At 71.3% G+C, this 16606-nt stretch carries 12 protein-coding genes; 8 read left to right on the forward strand and 4 right to left on the reverse strand.

Annotated features, from left to right (window positions below; genetic code table 11):
- Positions 1-142 precede the first annotated feature (142 nt).
- Positions 143-1129 carry a TauD/TfdA family dioxygenase gene (locus CRP51_RS03190; RefSeq protein ID WP_097229365.1) on the reverse strand — a complete coding sequence of 329 codons (987 nt, stop codon included), beginning with the start codon at positions 1127-1129 and terminating at the stop codon, positions 143-145.
- Between the two features lie 918 nt (positions 1130-2047).
- Between CRP51_RS03190 and CRP51_RS03195 the strand changes: the two genes are divergently transcribed.
- The 6 genes from CRP51_RS03195 to CRP51_RS03220 all read left to right on the forward strand — a co-directional run bounded on the left by CRP51_RS03195 (position 2048) and on the right by CRP51_RS03220 (position 8187).
- Positions 2048-3868 (forward strand): acyl-CoA dehydrogenase family protein, encoded by a 1821-nt coding sequence (locus tag CRP51_RS03195; protein WP_170970410.1) that lies wholly within the window; start codon positions 2048-2050, stop codon positions 3866-3868.
- Between the two features lie 395 nt (positions 3869-4263).
- Complete coding sequence (locus tag CRP51_RS03200; RefSeq protein WP_097229366.1) at positions 4264-5448, forward strand: ATP-binding protein; 1185 nt, start codon at positions 4264-4266, stop codon at positions 5446-5448.
- Positions 5445-5843, forward strand: coding sequence for a roadblock/LC7 domain-containing protein (locus tag CRP51_RS03205; protein WP_097229367.1), 399 nt, complete (start codon positions 5445-5447; stop codon positions 5841-5843). Before CRP51_RS03200 ends, CRP51_RS03205 begins: the two co-directional genes overlap by 4 nt.
- Entirely contained in the window at positions 5840-6217 is a 378-nt protein-coding gene (locus CRP51_RS03210) for a DUF742 domain-containing protein (protein WP_097229368.1), read from the forward strand. Before CRP51_RS03205 ends, CRP51_RS03210 begins: the two co-directional genes overlap by 4 nt.
- On the forward strand, positions 6189-6797 hold the full coding sequence (locus CRP51_RS03215; protein WP_097229369.1) for a GTP-binding protein: 609 nt from the start codon (positions 6189-6191) through the stop codon (positions 6795-6797). The genes CRP51_RS03210 and CRP51_RS03215 overlap by 29 nt, the downstream gene beginning before the upstream one ends.
- Before the next feature lie 46 nt (positions 6798-6843).
- Positions 6844-8187 carry a cytochrome P450 family protein gene (locus tag CRP51_RS03220; RefSeq protein ID WP_245880322.1) on the forward strand — a complete coding sequence of 448 codons (1344 nt, stop codon included), beginning with the start codon at positions 6844-6846 and terminating at the stop codon, positions 8185-8187.
- A 259-nt stretch (positions 8188-8446) separates the two neighbouring features.
- Here CRP51_RS03220 and CRP51_RS03225 read toward each other — a convergent pair whose 3' ends face one another.
- From CRP51_RS03225 to CRP51_RS03235, 3 genes are all read right to left on the reverse strand, one after another.
- Positions 8447-9271: an ABC transporter ATP-binding protein gene (locus tag CRP51_RS03225; RefSeq protein ID WP_097229371.1), complete on the reverse strand. Its 825-nt coding sequence runs from the start codon at positions 9269-9271 to the stop codon at positions 8447-8449.
- A gap of 2 nt (positions 9272-9273) precedes the next feature.
- On the reverse strand, positions 9274-10440 hold the full coding sequence (locus CRP51_RS03230; RefSeq protein ID WP_097229372.1) for an ABC transporter substrate-binding protein: 1167 nt from the start codon (positions 10438-10440) through the stop codon (positions 9274-9276).
- A 102-nt stretch (positions 10441-10542) separates the two neighbouring features.
- Positions 10543-11391, reverse strand: coding sequence for an ABC transporter permease (locus CRP51_RS03235; RefSeq protein ID WP_097229373.1), 849 nt, complete (start codon positions 11389-11391; stop codon positions 10543-10545).
- A 137-nt stretch (positions 11392-11528) separates the two neighbouring features.
- On the opposite strand from CRP51_RS03235, the gene CRP51_RS03240 reads away from it, so the two are divergent.
- Together CRP51_RS03240 and CRP51_RS03245 are read left to right on the forward strand one after the other, a co-directional pair.
- Positions 11529-12620 carry a LacI family DNA-binding transcriptional regulator gene (locus tag CRP51_RS03240; RefSeq protein WP_212615807.1) on the forward strand — a complete coding sequence of 364 codons (1092 nt, stop codon included), beginning with the start codon at positions 11529-11531 and terminating at the stop codon, positions 12618-12620.
- 626 nt (positions 12621-13246) lie between these two features.
- Positions 13247-16255 carry a 3-keto-alpha-glucoside-1,2-lyase-like domain-containing protein gene (locus CRP51_RS03245; RefSeq protein ID WP_097229375.1) on the forward strand — a complete coding sequence of 1003 codons (3009 nt, stop codon included), beginning with the start codon at positions 13247-13249 and terminating at the stop codon, positions 16253-16255.
- Positions 16256-16606: the final 351 nt, after the last annotated feature.

Here is a 16606-nt window from a genome sequence, read left to right on the forward strand (position 1 = left end):
ACGGCGGGACGGGGCGCGCGGTCGCCATGCCGCGGCCGTACTGGCGAGTCAACGGTCCCCACGACGCGTTGACGACGATCGGTGTGTGTGGGTGGTGCGTGGGTGCGCGAGGGGGCGCGAACGGCGCGGCCCCGCGCGGCCCTCAGGAGACGGTCGTCGCGACCTGGGACCAGGTGACCGCGCCGGCCATGCTGACGACGATCCGCCGGGCGCCCCGGTAGGGGGCGCGCCCGTGCGAGGCCAGCAGGTTGTCCACGATCATCAGGTCGCCCTCCTCCCAGCTCGGCGACACGCACTCCCGCTCGTAGGCGTCCCGCAGCTGGTCGGTCAGCTCGGGCGCGATCGAGGAGCCGTCCGCGTGGTAGGTGTTGGTCGGCAGCCCGTCCTCCCCGTAGGCGTCCACCAGCATCCGCGCCAACTCCTCGCCCAGCGAGGAGACATGGAAGAACGTCAGGTGGTTGAACCAGCAGCGGGCGCCGGTCGCCGGGTGCCGGGCGACCACCGGCCGCAGCTGGCTGGTGCGCAGCTCGTCGTCGCCCAGCCACTCCACGTCGATGTCGTTGGCGGCGCAGTAGCGGGCCACCTCGTCGCGGTCCGTGGTCTGGAAGACCTCCTGCCACGAGAGCCCCACGTGGGGCCGGTAGTTGCGCACCAGCCGGTAGCCGTCGGCGAAGCGGGCCCGCAGCTGAGGGGTCAGCCGCTCGTGGACGCGCCGGCTGTCGGCGAGGATCGTGGCCCCGCCCTCCTCCGCCGCCGTCACGCAGTGGAAGTACAGGCGCTCGGGGAAGCGGAGGTTGTACGACTGCTCGTTGTGCAGGAAGATCCGCTTCTCCGACGGGTAGTCCGTCGAGGTGTAGATGCCGCTGCTGACCTCGGAACGGGGCGAGGAGCGCTCCGTGTAGTCCAACGGCGGGCCGGACAGCCTGGTCACGATCGCCCGGATGTCGTCGTCGCCCTCGGTGGCGAAGTTCCGCAGGACCACCGCGCCGTGCTCGTGGACCAGCTTCTCGACGGTCCCCGCGCCGGAGTCGAGCCATCCCGACAGGGGGACCCGCTCGTCTGCCGCGAGAACCACCCCGCAGCGGTCAGTGGTCTCGATCGGCTGGATATGGACGTTGACCTCGCTCACGGCGGCCCCTCCCGCACCTCTCGTGAAGTCCCTGAGGCGCGGAGCAGCGCATCACGTCCCCCCATCAAGACGTGACCTGTGGCCGGATTTCCTGACTGGTCATCCCCCTGGCGTCCCCCCGCCGCCGCAATAAGAACACGACCCACACCGTCTTCGCCAGAGGGTTTCGACATTCACGTCTCGGAGCCAGTCCTTCCGCTTTCCGTCGGCGGTGTGACGGGGCGGGGCGGGCGCCGCGACACACCCGCCTCGTGCGCCACTCTCGCCACAAGGCGGCGCGGCACACGTGGACTTGACTGACCGTCACTACGACAGGACCCGGCCGCTCCCCCGTCCCGCCGAGGGGCCCCGGCGTTTTCATTCCTCCCCCGACAAAGCCGTCATGGGTATTACGCGCACCCCTTTCGCCGCGACAGGCGAGAGGACGGAAAAGCCATCCGGGAACGCGACGGAAAAGCATGGGAATGCGGCGAGGAAAACGAGGCAGAACGCCGCGGGAAAAGCCTGCACCTTCCCCCCGGGCACACGCACGCTCCCCCCTCTACCTGCGCGTACCCGACACCCCCCGCGCATTTCACCCGGGGCCACGGAAACCGGGAAAGCCGTTTCCCCCGGAGTCGCCGCTCCCCCGCGCGGTCGCGTCGGACGCCCGCCCTCCGGCGTTTCGGCGGGCACCTTCCGTCACCGCGCGACCTCGCTCCGAAACGCGCGACGGGAGGCGGCGGCGACGCCTTTCCCGGCGCGCCGGCACCGCCCGCACCCGTGCACGCGTTCACGCGCCCCGCCCCCCGGCGGTCAGCCCTCCGGGGGAGCGTCCGCCGCCCCACAGAGCACGGAAGCATCTACCGCACATCGCACCCCACCAATCGTGTTCATCCTCATAACGTCACTCTCGGCCACGAGGGGTAACTTTCTCCGGTGACTGTCACTCAACTCTCCGCGCACGCCGCACCGTTCACGTCGTCGACCCCACCGGCCCCCTCCTCCGCGCTCAGGGACCTGCTGTTCGAGACGCGACGCCCGGTCCACCAACCGCTGCGGGGCTTCTTCGGTTCCGCCGTCTTCGACTACCAGGAGGGACTGACCCACGAGGCGCGCGTCGCGCTGTCGTACCAGCGGCTGCGCGTCGTGAACGCCGGGCTGCCCGACCCGGAGGCGCTGGTGCGGGACGCCGAGGCGCTGAGCGCGCTGCACGAGTGGGCGGGCGTCGTGGACGCCGGCCTGGCCACGATTCTGAGCATCCACTACAACCTGTTCCTCGGCAGCCTGCTCGACCACGACCACGGCGAACGTGACCTCGGCCCCTATCTGCGGATGGAGAGAGTCGGCACCTTCCTGTGCACGGAACGGGCCCACGGCAACGACGCCGCCCAGCTCAGGACGACAGCCACGCTGGACCGCGCCACCGGGACGTTACTGCTGGAGACACCCGACCCCGGCGCGCGCAAATGGATGCCCAACACCTCCACCACGGGCGGCCCCAAGGACGCCCTGGTCGCCGCCCGCCTGGTGATCGACGGCAGGGACGAGGGGGTGTTCCTCTTCCTCACACCGCTGACCGACGGGCACGGCCGCCATCTGCCGGGCGTCGAGGTGGAGGCGCTGCCGCAGACGGCCAGCAGCCCGGTCGACCACTGCGCCACCGCGTTCCGCGGCGTGCGGCTGCCGCTGACCGCCATGCTCCAGGGCGACCACGGCCGGCTGGCGCCCGACGGCGGGTTCACCTCCTCGCTGGGCAGCCCCCGGAAGCGGTTCCTGCGCTCCATCGGCCGGGTGACCAGCGGAAAGCTCTGCATGAGCGCCTACAGCCTGGGCACCATGCGGCACGCCCTGGCCGTGGCCGTGCGCCACTCCCACCAGCGGGTCACCTCCGGCATGACCAGCGGCCAGCGGGTGCCGCTCTTCGCCCACCGCACCCACCACGCCCCGCTCGTCGAGGCGCTGGCGACGACGTACGCGGCCAACTTCCTCCAGCGTGAGGTGACCGACCGCTGGGCGCGCGCGGACGACGACACGCGCGAGGACGCCGAACGGCTGGTGGCCATAGCCAAGGGCTGGATCACCTGGCAGGCCCGGCTGGTCATGACCGAGTGCCGCGAGCGCTGCGGCGCGCAGGGCCTGCTGCTCTCCAACGGCATCGCCGGCCAACTCGCCGCCAACGAGGGCACGATCACCGCCGAGGGCGACAACACCGTCATCTGGGTCAAGGCCGCCGGCGAGATGCTGCTGGGCGGCTTCACGCCGCGCCCCGTCGCCGACGCCCCGCCCGCCGCACGCTCGTTGCTCGATCCCCACCACCTGCTCGACCTGCTGGCCGACCTGGAGCGGCTGCGCCACCAACGCGCCAGGACCCGGCTGCGGGACCGGGGGGCCGGCTCCCCGCTGGACCGGTGGAACGGCGCGTCCGGCCACGCGCTGTCCCTGGTGGAGGCGCACGCGCACCACCTCGCCGCCCGCGCGGTGCTGTCGGCGGCCGAACGGACCGGGGACCCGGAGGCCGGCGCGCTGCTGACGGATCTTCAGCGGCTCTTCGCGCTGCGCTATGTCGCCACCCACAGCGGTGAGTTGCTCGCCCACGAGCGGCTGACCGCCGACCAGGTGCGCCAGTTGCCCGAGACGATCGAGTCGGTCGTCGGCGCGCTGCTGCCGCACGCCCTGACGCTCACGGACGGTTTCCACACCCTCGAAGAACTGATGGAGCGTCATCCCATGCTGCGCGTCGAATCGATGTCCGCGTGACGCGGGTAGCGCCTCTCGGGCCCCGCTGACCCGGCGGTGGCCGCGGCGGGGCGCACGCCCCCCACGTCCACCGCCACTCCCTCGCCGGAAGGGCTCCGGCCAGGCACAACGCCGCTGCCGGGCGTTCACATTCGCCAGCGTTCGAACACATCGCCGCCCTGCGTCCGGGCCCTCGAACGGTCTTCGACAGGGGCGCCGGCTGTTAAGATCAATACGCTTTTCAGCGGGCTGACGGTGCGTCACATGTACCGACGGGGGACAGCCACAGCAGCCCCATCGTGAAGGAGCGATCGTTGATCCGCCGGTAAAGCCCCGCGGCCGCAACGCGGCGGTCGCTTGCCGGGGGCTCCCCCAGCGATCGAACTCCCGACGCGAGGCGACTTGAAGAGAGTCTCATGACGTCATTGTTTGAGGACCCACTTCTGTGGGTCCTGCTTGTGGTGCTCATCGCTGCGGTCTTCGCAGTGACGCGAGCGCGGAGAACCAACGTCCAGCTCCGCGCGAGCAACAACACCCTTCAGGGTGAACTCGTCACCACACGCGGTCAGTTGACCGACCTCCAGGCGCGCCACTCCAGCGAGAGTTCCCGGCACGCCTCGGATCTTGAGGAGGTGCGCAAGGACGCCGAGTCCGCGACCAAGGCGACCCTGAAGTCGGCGGTGGGCACCCTGGCCACCCTGGCCGAGGAGCAGTTGGCCCTGCTGGACGAGCTCCAGCAGAAGTACGGCGACCACCGCGCGTTCCTCGCCGACCTGATGCTGGTCGACCACACCGGCAGCCAGTTCAGCCGACGCACCAAGGGCATCTCGGTGCTCTGCGGCGGCTGGCTCGGCCGACGGGACCGCGACGCCTCGGTGTACGACGTGGCGCGCAGCGCGCAGGGCCGCATCCGCAGCTTCGAGCGGGTGCGCATCCACTCCCAGGCGAACGTCGCCGTCTCCAGCCGGGCCGTCGAGCCGGTCGCGATGGTGCTGGCCGAACTGCTCGACAACGCCACCAAGTACAGCGCGCCGGGTTCGCCGGTCGAGATCAACGTGCAGGCCGTGCCGACCGGCATCTGCCTGATCGTGGACGACGCCGGCCTCGGCATGGACCAGGAGACCAAGGCCCGCGCCGCGTCCCTGCTGTCCGCCGGCGGGGCCGTCGACATCACCAGTCTGGGCGACCCGCCGAAGTTCGGCTTCGCCCTCTCCGGGAAGCTCGCCGCCCACTACGGGTTCCACGTCTCCGTGGACGCCGTCTCGCCCTACGGCGGCGTGCGCGCCGTCATCCGGGTCCCCGAGAGCCTGTTGACGGCGGAGCTCCCCACCCCGGAACCGGTCGCGCTCGACACGTCCGACGAGGACGAGGACGAGGACAAGCCGACCCCGATCGCCTCCCTGGTCATCGGGCAGACGGCCGGCGGCCTCCCCAAGCGCCGCCGGCGCCGCGGCGGTGCCGTCACGGTGGTGCCCTCGTCCACGCCGGAGCACGGCTCGGACGAGGTCAACGCGGAGACCGCCTCGCGCCTCAAGGCGTTCGCGCGGGGCACCGCGCTCGGCCGCGACTCAGACAACACGGAAGGACCTCAGAACCAGTGAGCGCAGATCTGTCCTGGGTGTTGAACGACGTGCTCGAAGTGCGCGGGGCACGCCACGCCATCCTGGTCTCGGCGGACGGCCTGCTCATGCAACGCTCCGACGGCATCGACCGGGACGACGCCGAACGCAACGCCGCGGCGATGAGTTCGCTCCAGTCCCTCTGCCGGAGCGTGGCCTCGTTCCTCGGCGACGGCGGGCACTGGAAGCAGACGCTGATCGAGTTCGACGGCGGCTGGATCTTCCTGATCGCCGGCGGCAGCGGCTCCTACCTCGCCGTCTCGACCACCCTGGACGTGGACATGGAGGCCATGTCGATCCGGATGCAGAAGACCACGGGCGCGCTGGCCAAGGCCATGAGCGCGGCGCCTCGGCTGACCGCGGACTCGGACGCATGAGTGCGCCGCGCGAGGAGACCCCGGCGACGAGCGGATTCGTCCGCTCCTATGTCATCACGGGGGGCCGCACCCTGCCCTCCGAAGGCGAACTCGCCCTGCACGCCCTGGTGTGCCTGGCCCCCGGCAGGACCCTGCCGCCCGGGGCCAGCCCCGAGGTGCGGGCCATCTGGGACCTCTGCGCCGGCGGCTATCTGTCGGTCGCCGAGGTCGCCGGCCATCTGGGACTGCCGGTCGGGGTGACCCGGCTGCTGCTGTCCGACCTGGCCGATCAGGGCCACCTCCTGCGCCGCGCCGAACCGCCCCCGGCCCAGGGCGTTCCCCGACCGATTCTCGAGAAGGTTCTGCATGGACTCGAAGCCCTCAACATCGGCTGACGCCGCGGTGAACGGTTCCATCTACGTCTCCGACGACGTGACCGCCGCCGCGAAGATCCTGGTGGTGGGCCATTTCGCGGTGGGAAAGACGACCTTCATCGGGTCCCTTTCCGAGATCGCTCCGCTGCGCACCGAGGAGAAGATGACCCAGGCGTCGGTACACGTCGACGACCTGCGCGGCGTGCCGAACAAGGCGACCACCACCGTGGCGCTCGACTTCGGCCGGCTGACCCTCAGCGACGAGCTGGTGCTCTACCTCTTCGGCACCCCGGGGCAGCACCGCTTCATCCAGGTCTGGGAGGACATGGCACGCGGGGCGCTTGGCGCCCTGCTGCTGGTCGACCCCGCCAGGCTGGAGGAGACCTTCCCCGTCATCGACCTGCTCGACGAGTACGGCCTGGAGTACGCCATCGCCGTGAACTCCTTCTCCGACCCGGAGAAGTTCGACCAGGAGGAGATCCGCGAGGCACTCGACCTGCTTCCGGAGACCCCCGTCGTCTACTGCGACGCGCGCGACCGGCGTTCCTCCAACGAGGCACTGATCGCCCTGGTCCGTCACCTCCTCGACCGCGCGGCCTGACCCCCCTCACCGGGCCCCAGGGCCCGGGCCCCCAAAGGACACGAAGATGGACGAGCACAACCCCGCCGCCGGTGCGGCGAGATGTCCCATGTACGACCAGGGCTTCGCCGACGCCCCGGAGAAGGTCTACGACTATCTCAGGGCGCACGGCCCGGCCGGCCCCGTCGAACTCGCGCCCGGCGTCGACGCGACGCTGGTCGTCGAGCACGAGACCGCCCGGCGGGTCCTCCAGAACCCGGGCCTCTTCGCCCGCGACGGACGGCGCTGGGCCGACCTGAACGAGGGCCGCATCCCGCTGGACAGCCCGGTCCTGCCGATGATGGTCTACCGGCCCAACTGCCTGTTCACCGACGGCGCCCAGCACCTGCGGCTGCGCAAGGCGGTCACCGAGAGCCTCGACCGGCTCAACGTGGCGCGGGTGAGGCGCGACGTCGAACCGATCGCCGCCTACCTGATCGACCGGTTCAGCGAGACCGGCCGGGCGGACCTGATCAGCGACTACGCCAAGCTGCTGCCGATGCTGCTGATCAACAAGCTGTTCGGCTCGCCCGCCACCATCGGCGACCGGGTGACCACCGCGATGGCCGACATGTTCGACGGCCGCGACGCGCAGGCCGCCAGCGAGGAACTGACCGCCTGCTTCCTGGAGTTGGTCTCCCTCAAGCGCCGCACCCCGGACGAGGACGTCACCTCCTGGCTCGTCCAGCACTCCGCGGGGCTCAGCGACGAGGAGCTCAAGGACCAGCTGGTGATGCTGATCGGCGCCAGTGTGGAGCCGGAGCGCAACCTCATCGCCAACTCGCTGCTCCTGCTGCTGGAACGGGGCGGCGACGAGCCGAGTATGCAGGTCGAGGACGCCCTGGACCGCGTGCTGCTCAACAACCCGCCGATCGCCAACTACGCGACCCACTTCCCGTTGCAGGACGTGGACCTCGGCGGGGTTCTGGCCAAGGCCAACACCCCGGTCGTCATCAGCTTCGCCGGCGCCAACAACGACCCGGCACTCGCCGAGGCGGGCCAGGCCCACAGCCGCAGCGCCCACCTCGCCTGGGGCGCGGGTCCCCACGCCTGCCCGGCCAAGAGCCTGGCGCAGGTCGTGGCGGTCGCGGCCATCGAGCAACTGCTCAACGCGCTGCCCGACATCGCGCTCAGCCAGCCGGCCTCCGAACTGGCGTGGCGGCCCGGCCCGTTCCACCGGGCGCTGGCCACCCTGCCCGTGGAGTTCAGCCCGGCGCCGGCCACCCGCACGGCGTCGGCGTTCCGCTCCGCGGCCCCGCGCGCCACCGCCGCCAAGCCGGCGGCCCCGCTCCCGGCCGCACCGGCGGGCTCGGGGAAGACCCCGCAGAAGAAGGGCTTCTGGAGCAGCTTCCTGGAGATATTCCGCGTCTGAGACGGCCGGCGGACGACCACGGACCCGGGTGCTCACCCACCACGGTCGACCGCGCCCGACAGCCGGTCGCTCGCGCGGTTCCCCGCGCCCGAAGGTGCACCGTGGCACAGACCCGCGACAAACCCGCGAGTCGGGGACAACCCCCGCCACGACGCACCCCGAGGGGCGCGGGGAACCGCGCGGTGCTTCCGCACCGACCCGCGGACGACAACGGCGCCCCACCGGCAAGGTGAGTCGTCGAGGCCACGCCGCGGGCAGGCTACTCCGCGTGGGCCGCCGAGCCGAGCAGCTCCCGCACCCGGCCGGAGACCCGGCGGAACTCCGGGCTCTCCAGCGTCGGTTCGTACTCCCGGTGCCCCGGCAGGTCGATGGGGAACTCCTCGATGATCCGCCCCGGGCGCGGCCCCATCACGATCGCACGCGACGCCAGATAGACGGCCTCCGCCACCGAGTGGGTCACCAGCACCACGGTCATGCCGGTGGCCTCCCAGATCCTGCGGAGTTCGACGTTCATGTTCTCCCTGGTCAACGCGTCCAGCGCGCCGAACGGCTCGTCCATGAGCAGCACGTCGGGCTCGTGCAGCAGGGCCCGGCAGAGGGAGACCCGCTGCTGCATCCCGCCGGACAGCTCGTAGGGCATCGCGTTCTCGAAGCCGGTAAGCCCCGTCATCTCCATGAGCGCGTCGGCCCTCTCGCGCGCCCACGCCCTGGGCAGTCCGCGCATCTCGGCCTGGAAGAGGATGTTGCCCCGCGCGTTCCGCCAGTCCAGCAGCGCCGCGCGCTGGAAGACGAAGCCCACGTCGCGCCGCGCGCCCTCCACCGGCGTCCCGCGCAACGTGACCTCGCCCGCGGTCGCCTCGGTCAGCCCGGCGATGACGCGCAGCAGCGTCGACTTGCCGCAGCCCGAGGGGCCGGCGATGGTCAGGAACTCGCCCGGCTCGATGGCCAGGTCGATGCCGCTGAGCGCGTGCACCGTGCGGCCCTTGGAGTGGAAGGTGACGTCCAGCCCCCGGATGTCCACCATCGGCGCGTCGGACGGCGCCCCCGCACCCCGGGCCGCGCCGTCAACGGTCTCGGCCGCCATCGTCACTCCCCCTCGCCCGCGTCGCCGGCGCCGTCCGCGTCACCGGCGTCCCCCTCCGCCGGATCACCGGCGCCGTCCGCCGAGCCCGCCTCGGAGGCTGCGCCGCCCGTGAACGAGGCGTCGAAGTACGCCTCGGTCTCCCTGGCCTCGTCGATCAGTCCCGCCTCTGCCAGCGTCTCGATGGTCTGCCGCCAGTCCGCCTCGTCGGTGGTGCCGGGCGCCTGGCCCTCGGTGTTCTCGGTGGCCAGCAGCGGGATGGTCGCCTCCCACTGGTCGAGCAGCACCTCGGCGCTCGGCATCTGCGGGTCGCCGTTGTCCATCGCCGCGACCGCGTCCTCCGGCGACTGCCGCGCCGCCTCGAACGCCTCGGAGGTGGCGGCAACCATCCGCTCCACCAGCTCCGGGTCGTCGGCGAGCGTCGAGCCGTGGGCGATCAGGCCGTTGCTGAAGAAGTTCAGCCCGGCGTCGGTGTACCGCAGGTAGTTGACCTCCTTGCCGCTCTCGTCGGAGAGCGTCGGCCCCTGGTCGTGGGCGAAGCCGATCAGCCCGTCGACCTGGCCGACCATCATCGCGGCGTTCTTGCCGGCCGAGTCGAGGTTCTGCTGCTCCACGTCGCCCTCGGCCAGCCCCACCGCGTCCAGGTAGAGCGGGAAGGTGAGCGTCACGGCGTCGCCGGCGGAGACCGCGATCGTCCGGCCGCGCAGGTCCTCAGGCTCCTCGATCCCGGTGTCGCTGAAGACCTGGACCGCCGAGGGCGTGGACTGGAGGAAGACGGCGACGGACCGGACGTCGACGCCCTGGTCGATGTTGGCCAGCACGGCGGGCGCGTCGGCCCAGCCGAAGTCGAAGTCCCGCTGGCCGACCGCCTGCACGGTCCTGGCCGAGCCCTGGCCCGCCTCGATGGAGAGCGAGATCCCGTGCTCCTCGAAGATGCCCTCCTCCACCCCGTAGTAGAAGGGGGCGTGCTCCCCGTAGGGATACCAGTTCAGCTGGAGCGTGATCTCGTCCGTGCCGTCGGCGCCCGACCCGCCGCCGCCACCGCCGCCACCGCAGGCGGCGAGGGCGAGGGCGCAGGCCCCGGCGAGCAGGGCGGTGCGGCGGGTGCGCGCCGGTCGCGGGGGCCGCGGGCCGGTCGAGCGGTGCGGACTGAGGGATGTGCGCAGGGCCATGGGTCATCCTTCGGTCGTGCGGGACGGAGGTAGGGGTGCCGTGGTGCCGGGAGTAGGGGTGGCGCCGGCGCGGCCCCGGGAGGGAGGCGGACGCGGGCCGGCTCAGCCGCGGTTGCGGCGGGAGGCGTGCCAGGGGATCAGGAACATCTCGGCGACCTGGATCACCGCGAAGAGCAGCACCCCGAGCAGGGACATGATGATCAGCGCGGCGAAGAGCATGGCGGTGTCGATGTTCCCGTTGGCCTGGAGAATCACGTATCCCAGGCCGGAGTTGGCACCGACGAACTCGCCGACCACCGCCCCGGTGACGGCCAGCGTGGCGGCGACCTTCAGGCCGGAGAGCAGCTCGGGGAGGGCGGCGGGCAGGCGGACCTTCAGAAAGGTCTTCACCGGGGAGGCGCCCATGGTCGAGGTGAGTTCGAGGAGTTCGGGGTCGACGGAGCGCAGCCCGCTGATCCCCGAGATCACCACGGGGAAGAAGGCCATCAGCACGGCCACCAGGATCTTCGGGCTGGTGCCGAAGCCGAGCCAGACCACGAAGAGCGGCGCGATCGCGATCTTCGGGATCACCTGCGCGAAGAGGATGAGCGGGTAGAACGTCTTCTCCAGCGTCGAGGAGTAGACCATCAGCACGGCGACCAGCACCCCCACCAGGGCGGCGATCGCGAAGCCGGCCAGGGTCTCCCGGGTGGTGACGAGGGTGTGCTCCCAGAGGTAGTCGGGATAGTCGGTGAACGCCGCCCAGGTGTCGGCCGGCGACGGGATGATGTACGGCTCGACCATCTCGGTGGCCGTGACGAGGAACCACGCCACCACCACCAGCGCGAGGAAGACGGCCGGGTAGAGCGCCGCCACCAGCCCGCGCGAGGCACGGCGCCGCCGGGAGGGCCGCGCCCGCCGAACGAGCCGGGCCGAGGGGAGAGTTGGGGTCTGCCGGGTGAGTTCGGTCATGCGGACCTCGCGTCACGTTTCAAGGGACGATGGGGGAAGTCTCGCCGGCTGGGAAAGCGCTTACACGACGGTTCGCGGAAGCTGGGATAGCGCTTTCCCGTTTCGGGGATGTTAGGTACATGCCAGTTGGAGGGTCAATGCCCTTGCAGGGACCGGGACATGGGAAGCGCAAGCCGAGGGCCAGGGCGTCCAGCGGCAATCCGACCCTGACCGACGTGGCCGCCCGCGCGGGGGTCTCGCTGGCCACGGCCTCGCGGGTGCTCAACGACAGCGACCGCAAGGTGGGGGCCGAGCACCGCGAGCGGGTGCTGCGCGCGGCGGCGGAGTTGGACTACCGCACGGACCTGTCGGCGCAGGCCATGGCGCGGGGCAGCGCCCCCGTGCTGGCGCTGCTCGTCAGCTCCATCGACGATCCCTACTTCTCGGCGATCGCCGAGGGCGTGGTCAGCTCCGCGCACACCCACGGCGTGATCGTCACCATCGCCATCACCGCGCGCGACAGCGCCCGCGAGCTCACCTCGGTGCGCACGATCCGCGGCCAGCGACCGCGCGCGATCCTGGTCGGCGGCAGCCGCATCGCGGGCAACCCGCACACCGGCGCGCTCCTCGCCGAGCTGCGGGCGTTCGCCGAAAGCGGCGGCCGGGCGGTCTTCCTGAGCCAGCCGGTCGGCGGCCTCGGCGCGGTGCGCCCGGCCAACGCGGCCGGCGCCCGCGACCTCGGCACCGCCATCGCGCGCCACGGCTACCGCAGGGCGGCGGTGGTCACGGGCTCGGAACGGCTGGAGACGGTGACCGAGCGCACGGAGGGGCTGCGGCGCGGGCTGGCGCCGCTGGGCGGCGGGATCGCCGTGGTCGAGAGCGACACCTTCGACCGCTCGGGCGGTTACCGCTCCACCCGCCGGCTGATCGAGTCGGGGCGGATCGGCGGCGCCGACGTGCTCTGCGCGGGCAACGACTTCATGGCGGTCGGGGCGATGACGGCACTGCGGGACGGCGGGATCGAGCCGGGCCGCGACATCGCCGTCACCGGCTTCAACGACATCGAGACGGCGGCGGACGTCACGCCCCAACTCACCACCGTGCGCTTCCCGCTGGCGGCCATCGGACGGCGGGCGGCGGACCTCGCGCTGGGCGCGGACGGCCCGCTGAGCGAGGACGTCAGCGTGCCGGGCGAGGTGATCATGCGCGCCTCGTGCCCGCCGCGTGACGGCGCCACCGGGGTCCGGTAAGCGATTCCTGGGGGTTGTCCGGGTTTTGCCCGGGTCATGGATGTGAATCGCCCTCAACTCCTGCGCACGTTATTGACACTCGATTGAGGCGACCGTAATTTCCAGCGATAGAAACCGCTTTCTGTCGAGCGAACGAGGGCTGCCCGTGTATCCAGCGTCGCCACTCTTCCCGCACCCGAAGAAGCGCCCCCACCGAACCGTGTCCGCCACCCCCGCGCCCCCCGTTCGCGACACCAGGTAGCCAGAATCGCCGCGTGTCACGGGCACGTCGCCCGTGGGCGCGGTGATCACGCGTCTTCTTTATCAACCGTCAGGTCTGCGCAGGCCAGCGGCCGTTTCCGGCCCCGCGTCGGCGGGGCCGACCATACCCGCCGGCCGAATCCGGCGTGAAATCAAGCACGGGTGACGGACATTACCGTCGCGCCGAACGCACGGAGCTCGTTCCGTCCTGCCCGTTCATTCGCCGATTCCCCGCCGCACGTTTCCGGCACGGGGCGACCGGCCGATCAGTCCTGCCCTGCGCGCGTTACCACACCCACGAGACCGCCCCTTCGCCGATTCCGCCGAACGAACCGGCGAAGGGGTTCTTCCCGCAGTCGCACGAGTCGCATCAAAGGAGTCTGTCCATGCATGTGAGACCACGCGCCAGACGGCGCCGCCTCCCGGCGGCGACCCTGGGCGTCAGTCTGGTCGCCGCGGTGGTCCTGCCGATCGGCGCGGCCCAGGCGGCACCGGAGGACGAACTGCCGCCGCAGGAGCCGGGCGTCACGCTGCGGGCCTTCGACGTCGGGCTCGAACTGGAGCAGATCTGCCAGCTGACCGAGGGCCAGACGCCGAACATCGACGTGCTGCGGCCGACCGTCGACTGGGAGTCCGACGAGGACTTCGGCGGCATCGGCAACAACTTCGTCGCCCACGTGATCGGGAACATCCACGTGCCGGACGACGGCACCTACGACTTCCGGCTGATCAGCGACGACGGCTCCCGCCTGTACCTGGACGACCAGGAGATCATCGTCAACGACCAGCGGCAGCCGCCGACGGCCGTCGACGGCACGGCCGAGCTGACCGCCGGCGCGCACGCCCTGCGCATCGAGTACTTCCAGGGCGCGTACGACAAGGCCCTGCGCCTGGAGTGGAGCCCGCCGGGCCAGGAGGAGTTCGAGCTGGTACCGGAGTCGGCGCTGACCACAGACGAGGGCGTCACCCGGGTGACCTCGCCGGGCGTGAAGTCCTGTTCCGACGTGGACGCCAGCCCCGGGGACGGCGCGCCGCTGGCGGGCGTGCACCCCGACTACGAGGTGACGGACCTGCGGCCCGAGGGCTACGAGCCGCGGATCACCGGCATGGACTGGTTCGACGACGGGCGCATGGTGATCACCACCTGGGCCGGCCGGGAGAGCTTCGACGGCGCCGTGGAGATCGTGGACGGCACGGTCGGCGAGGACGCCGACCCGGCGGACGTCACCACCGAGGTGGTGGCGACCGACATGAACGAGCCGCAGGGCGTGCTGGTCGAGGACGGCGAGGTCGTCGTCGCCGAGAAGCACCAGCTCAGCCGGTTGATCGACGCGGACGGCGACGGGGTCTACGAGGACAAGGAGGCCCTGGCGACCTGGCCGAGCGGCGGCACCTATCACGAGTTCGGCTTCGGGCTGCTGGCCGACGAGGAGTACTACTACCTCAACCTGTCGGTGGCGATCACCCCGGGCGGCCGGACCACGGTCCCCCAGCACGTGGAGAACCGCGGCACCTCGGTGCGGATCGTGAAGGAGACCGGCGAGCTGGAGTACGTCGCCGGCGGTCTGCGCACCCCCAACGGCATCGGCTGGGGACCCGAGGGCGAGGTCTTCGTGACGGACAACCAGGGTGACTGGCTGCCGTCGTCGAAGCTGGTGGAGATCGAGGAGGGCGCGTTCTACAACCACTACACCACGCCGCCGGGCCCGTTCGACGACCAGCCGGTCACCGAGCCGGTGCTGTGGCTGCCGCACGGCGAGATCTCCAACTCGCCGACCAATCCGGTGGTGGTCGAGGAGGGCCCGTTCGCCGGCCAGTTGGTCTTCGGTGACGTCACCTACGGCGGCATCCAGCGCGCCTATCTGGAGGAGGTCGACGGCCGGAAGCAGGGCGCCGTCTTCCGGATGACCCAGGGCCTGGAGTCGGGCGTCAGCCGGCTGGCGATCGGCCCGGACGGCTCGTTCTACGTCGGCGGCATCGGCGGCGGCGGCAACTGGGAGCAGCCGGGCAAGTTCCCCTACGGCCTCCAGAAGCTGACGCGGACCTCCGACGACGCGATGGACATCCTGTCGATGGAGGTCACGGAGTCCGGGTTCGACCTGACGTACACCAAGCCGGTCGCCGCCGACGTGGTGGAGAACGCGGCCGAGCGGTACGAGGTGGAGCAGTGGTCCTACACCCCGACGCAGCAGTACGGCGGGGAGAAGCGCAACGAGGAGGTCCTCGCGGTCACCGGCGCCTCGGTCTCGGACGACGGCCGGACGGTGAGCCTGGAGATCCCGGGGCTGCGTGAGGACCGGGTGGCGCACGTCCGCTCGCCCCGCCCGTTCGAGGCGGCCGACGGCACGGAGCTGTGGAGCACCGAGGCGTGGTACACGGTGCACACCATCCCGAACTACGAGGAGCCGCCGAACGAGATCGGCGTCTACGAGGCGGAGAACGGGACGCTGGCCGGCCTGGCGGACATCGACGACGAGCACGCCCACCACACCGGCGGGGGCTACGTCGACGGGTTCGACAACATCGGCGCCCAGCTGACCTGGGACGTGCGGGTCGACGAGGCCGGCACCTACCCGGTGACGTTCCGCTACGCCAACGGCCCCAACCCCTATGTCGGCACCAAGACGATCTCGCTGGACGTCAACGGGGAGGACAAGGGGCAGATCGCGGTCGAGACGACCGAGGTGTGGAACGCGTGGGCGGACCACGTCGAGCAGTTGGAGCTGCGGGAGGGGAACAACACCATCACCGTCTCGGCGGGCGAGGACGACGACCGCCACGTCAACTGGGACCATCTCCGGATCCAGCAGGAGCCGTGCGCCCCGGCGCAGCCGGACGAGGGCTACCGGATGCTCTTCGACGGCACCGAGGGTTCGCTGGCCGACTGGGACATGGCGGCCCCCGGTGACTTCATCCACCAGGCGGACTGCACGATCCGCTCGGTGGGCGGGCTCGGACTGCTCACCCACCCGGAGGAGTTCACCGACTACCGGCTGAAGCTGGACTGGAAGATGGGCGGCGACGACAACTCGGGCGTGCACATCGGCGTTCCCGACCCGCAGGGCGACCCCGAGGCGCGCAACCAGGGCTTCGAGGTGCAGATCGACGCCACCGACGAGCCGGAGAAGACCACCGGCGCGATCTACAACTTCCAGGGCGCCGACATCGCGGCGCGCGACGAGGCGCTGAACCCGCCGGGCGAGTGGAACAGCTACGAGATCGTGGTCGAGGACCTGCGCGTCCAGGTCTATCTGAACGGCGTGCTGATCAACGACTTCGACACCGAGGGCGCCGACCCCGAGCGTGATCTCAGCTCGGGCCGCGTCGGGTTGCAGAACCACCACACCGGCTCGGACGTGTGGTTCCGCGACGTGCAGGTGATGCCGCTGGCCTGACGGCGCCGGCCCCGGGCGTGGCCTCAGCGCGGGTCGCGTCGGGCCGCGTGACCACCACAGCGGTGCGGACGCGTGGTTCCGCGACACCCGGGTGACGCCCCCGGGCCGGGACCGGGGGAAGGTGAGGGCGGACACGGCAGAAGCGTGTCCGCCCTCCCTCGCTCCGCGCGGCGGCGAACGCTTTTCCACGGGTTGCGGAATGCACCGGGAACGCGCGGGAAAATCCCCCAGACGAATGCCCTCCGCCGGGAGTCGACGGGGCGCCGCACCGGGGTCTGCGCCCCTTACCCGTCACCCCACCCCTACCGCCCCCCTACCGCCCCGGAATACCCGCGTTCCGGCCGTCCACCG

Origin of the sequence: Streptomyces zhaozhouensis (genome assembly GCF_900230195.1) — a bacterium.
Taxonomy (GTDB): Bacteria; Actinomycetota; Actinomycetes; order Streptomycetales; family Streptomycetaceae; genus Streptomyces; species Streptomyces zhaozhouensis.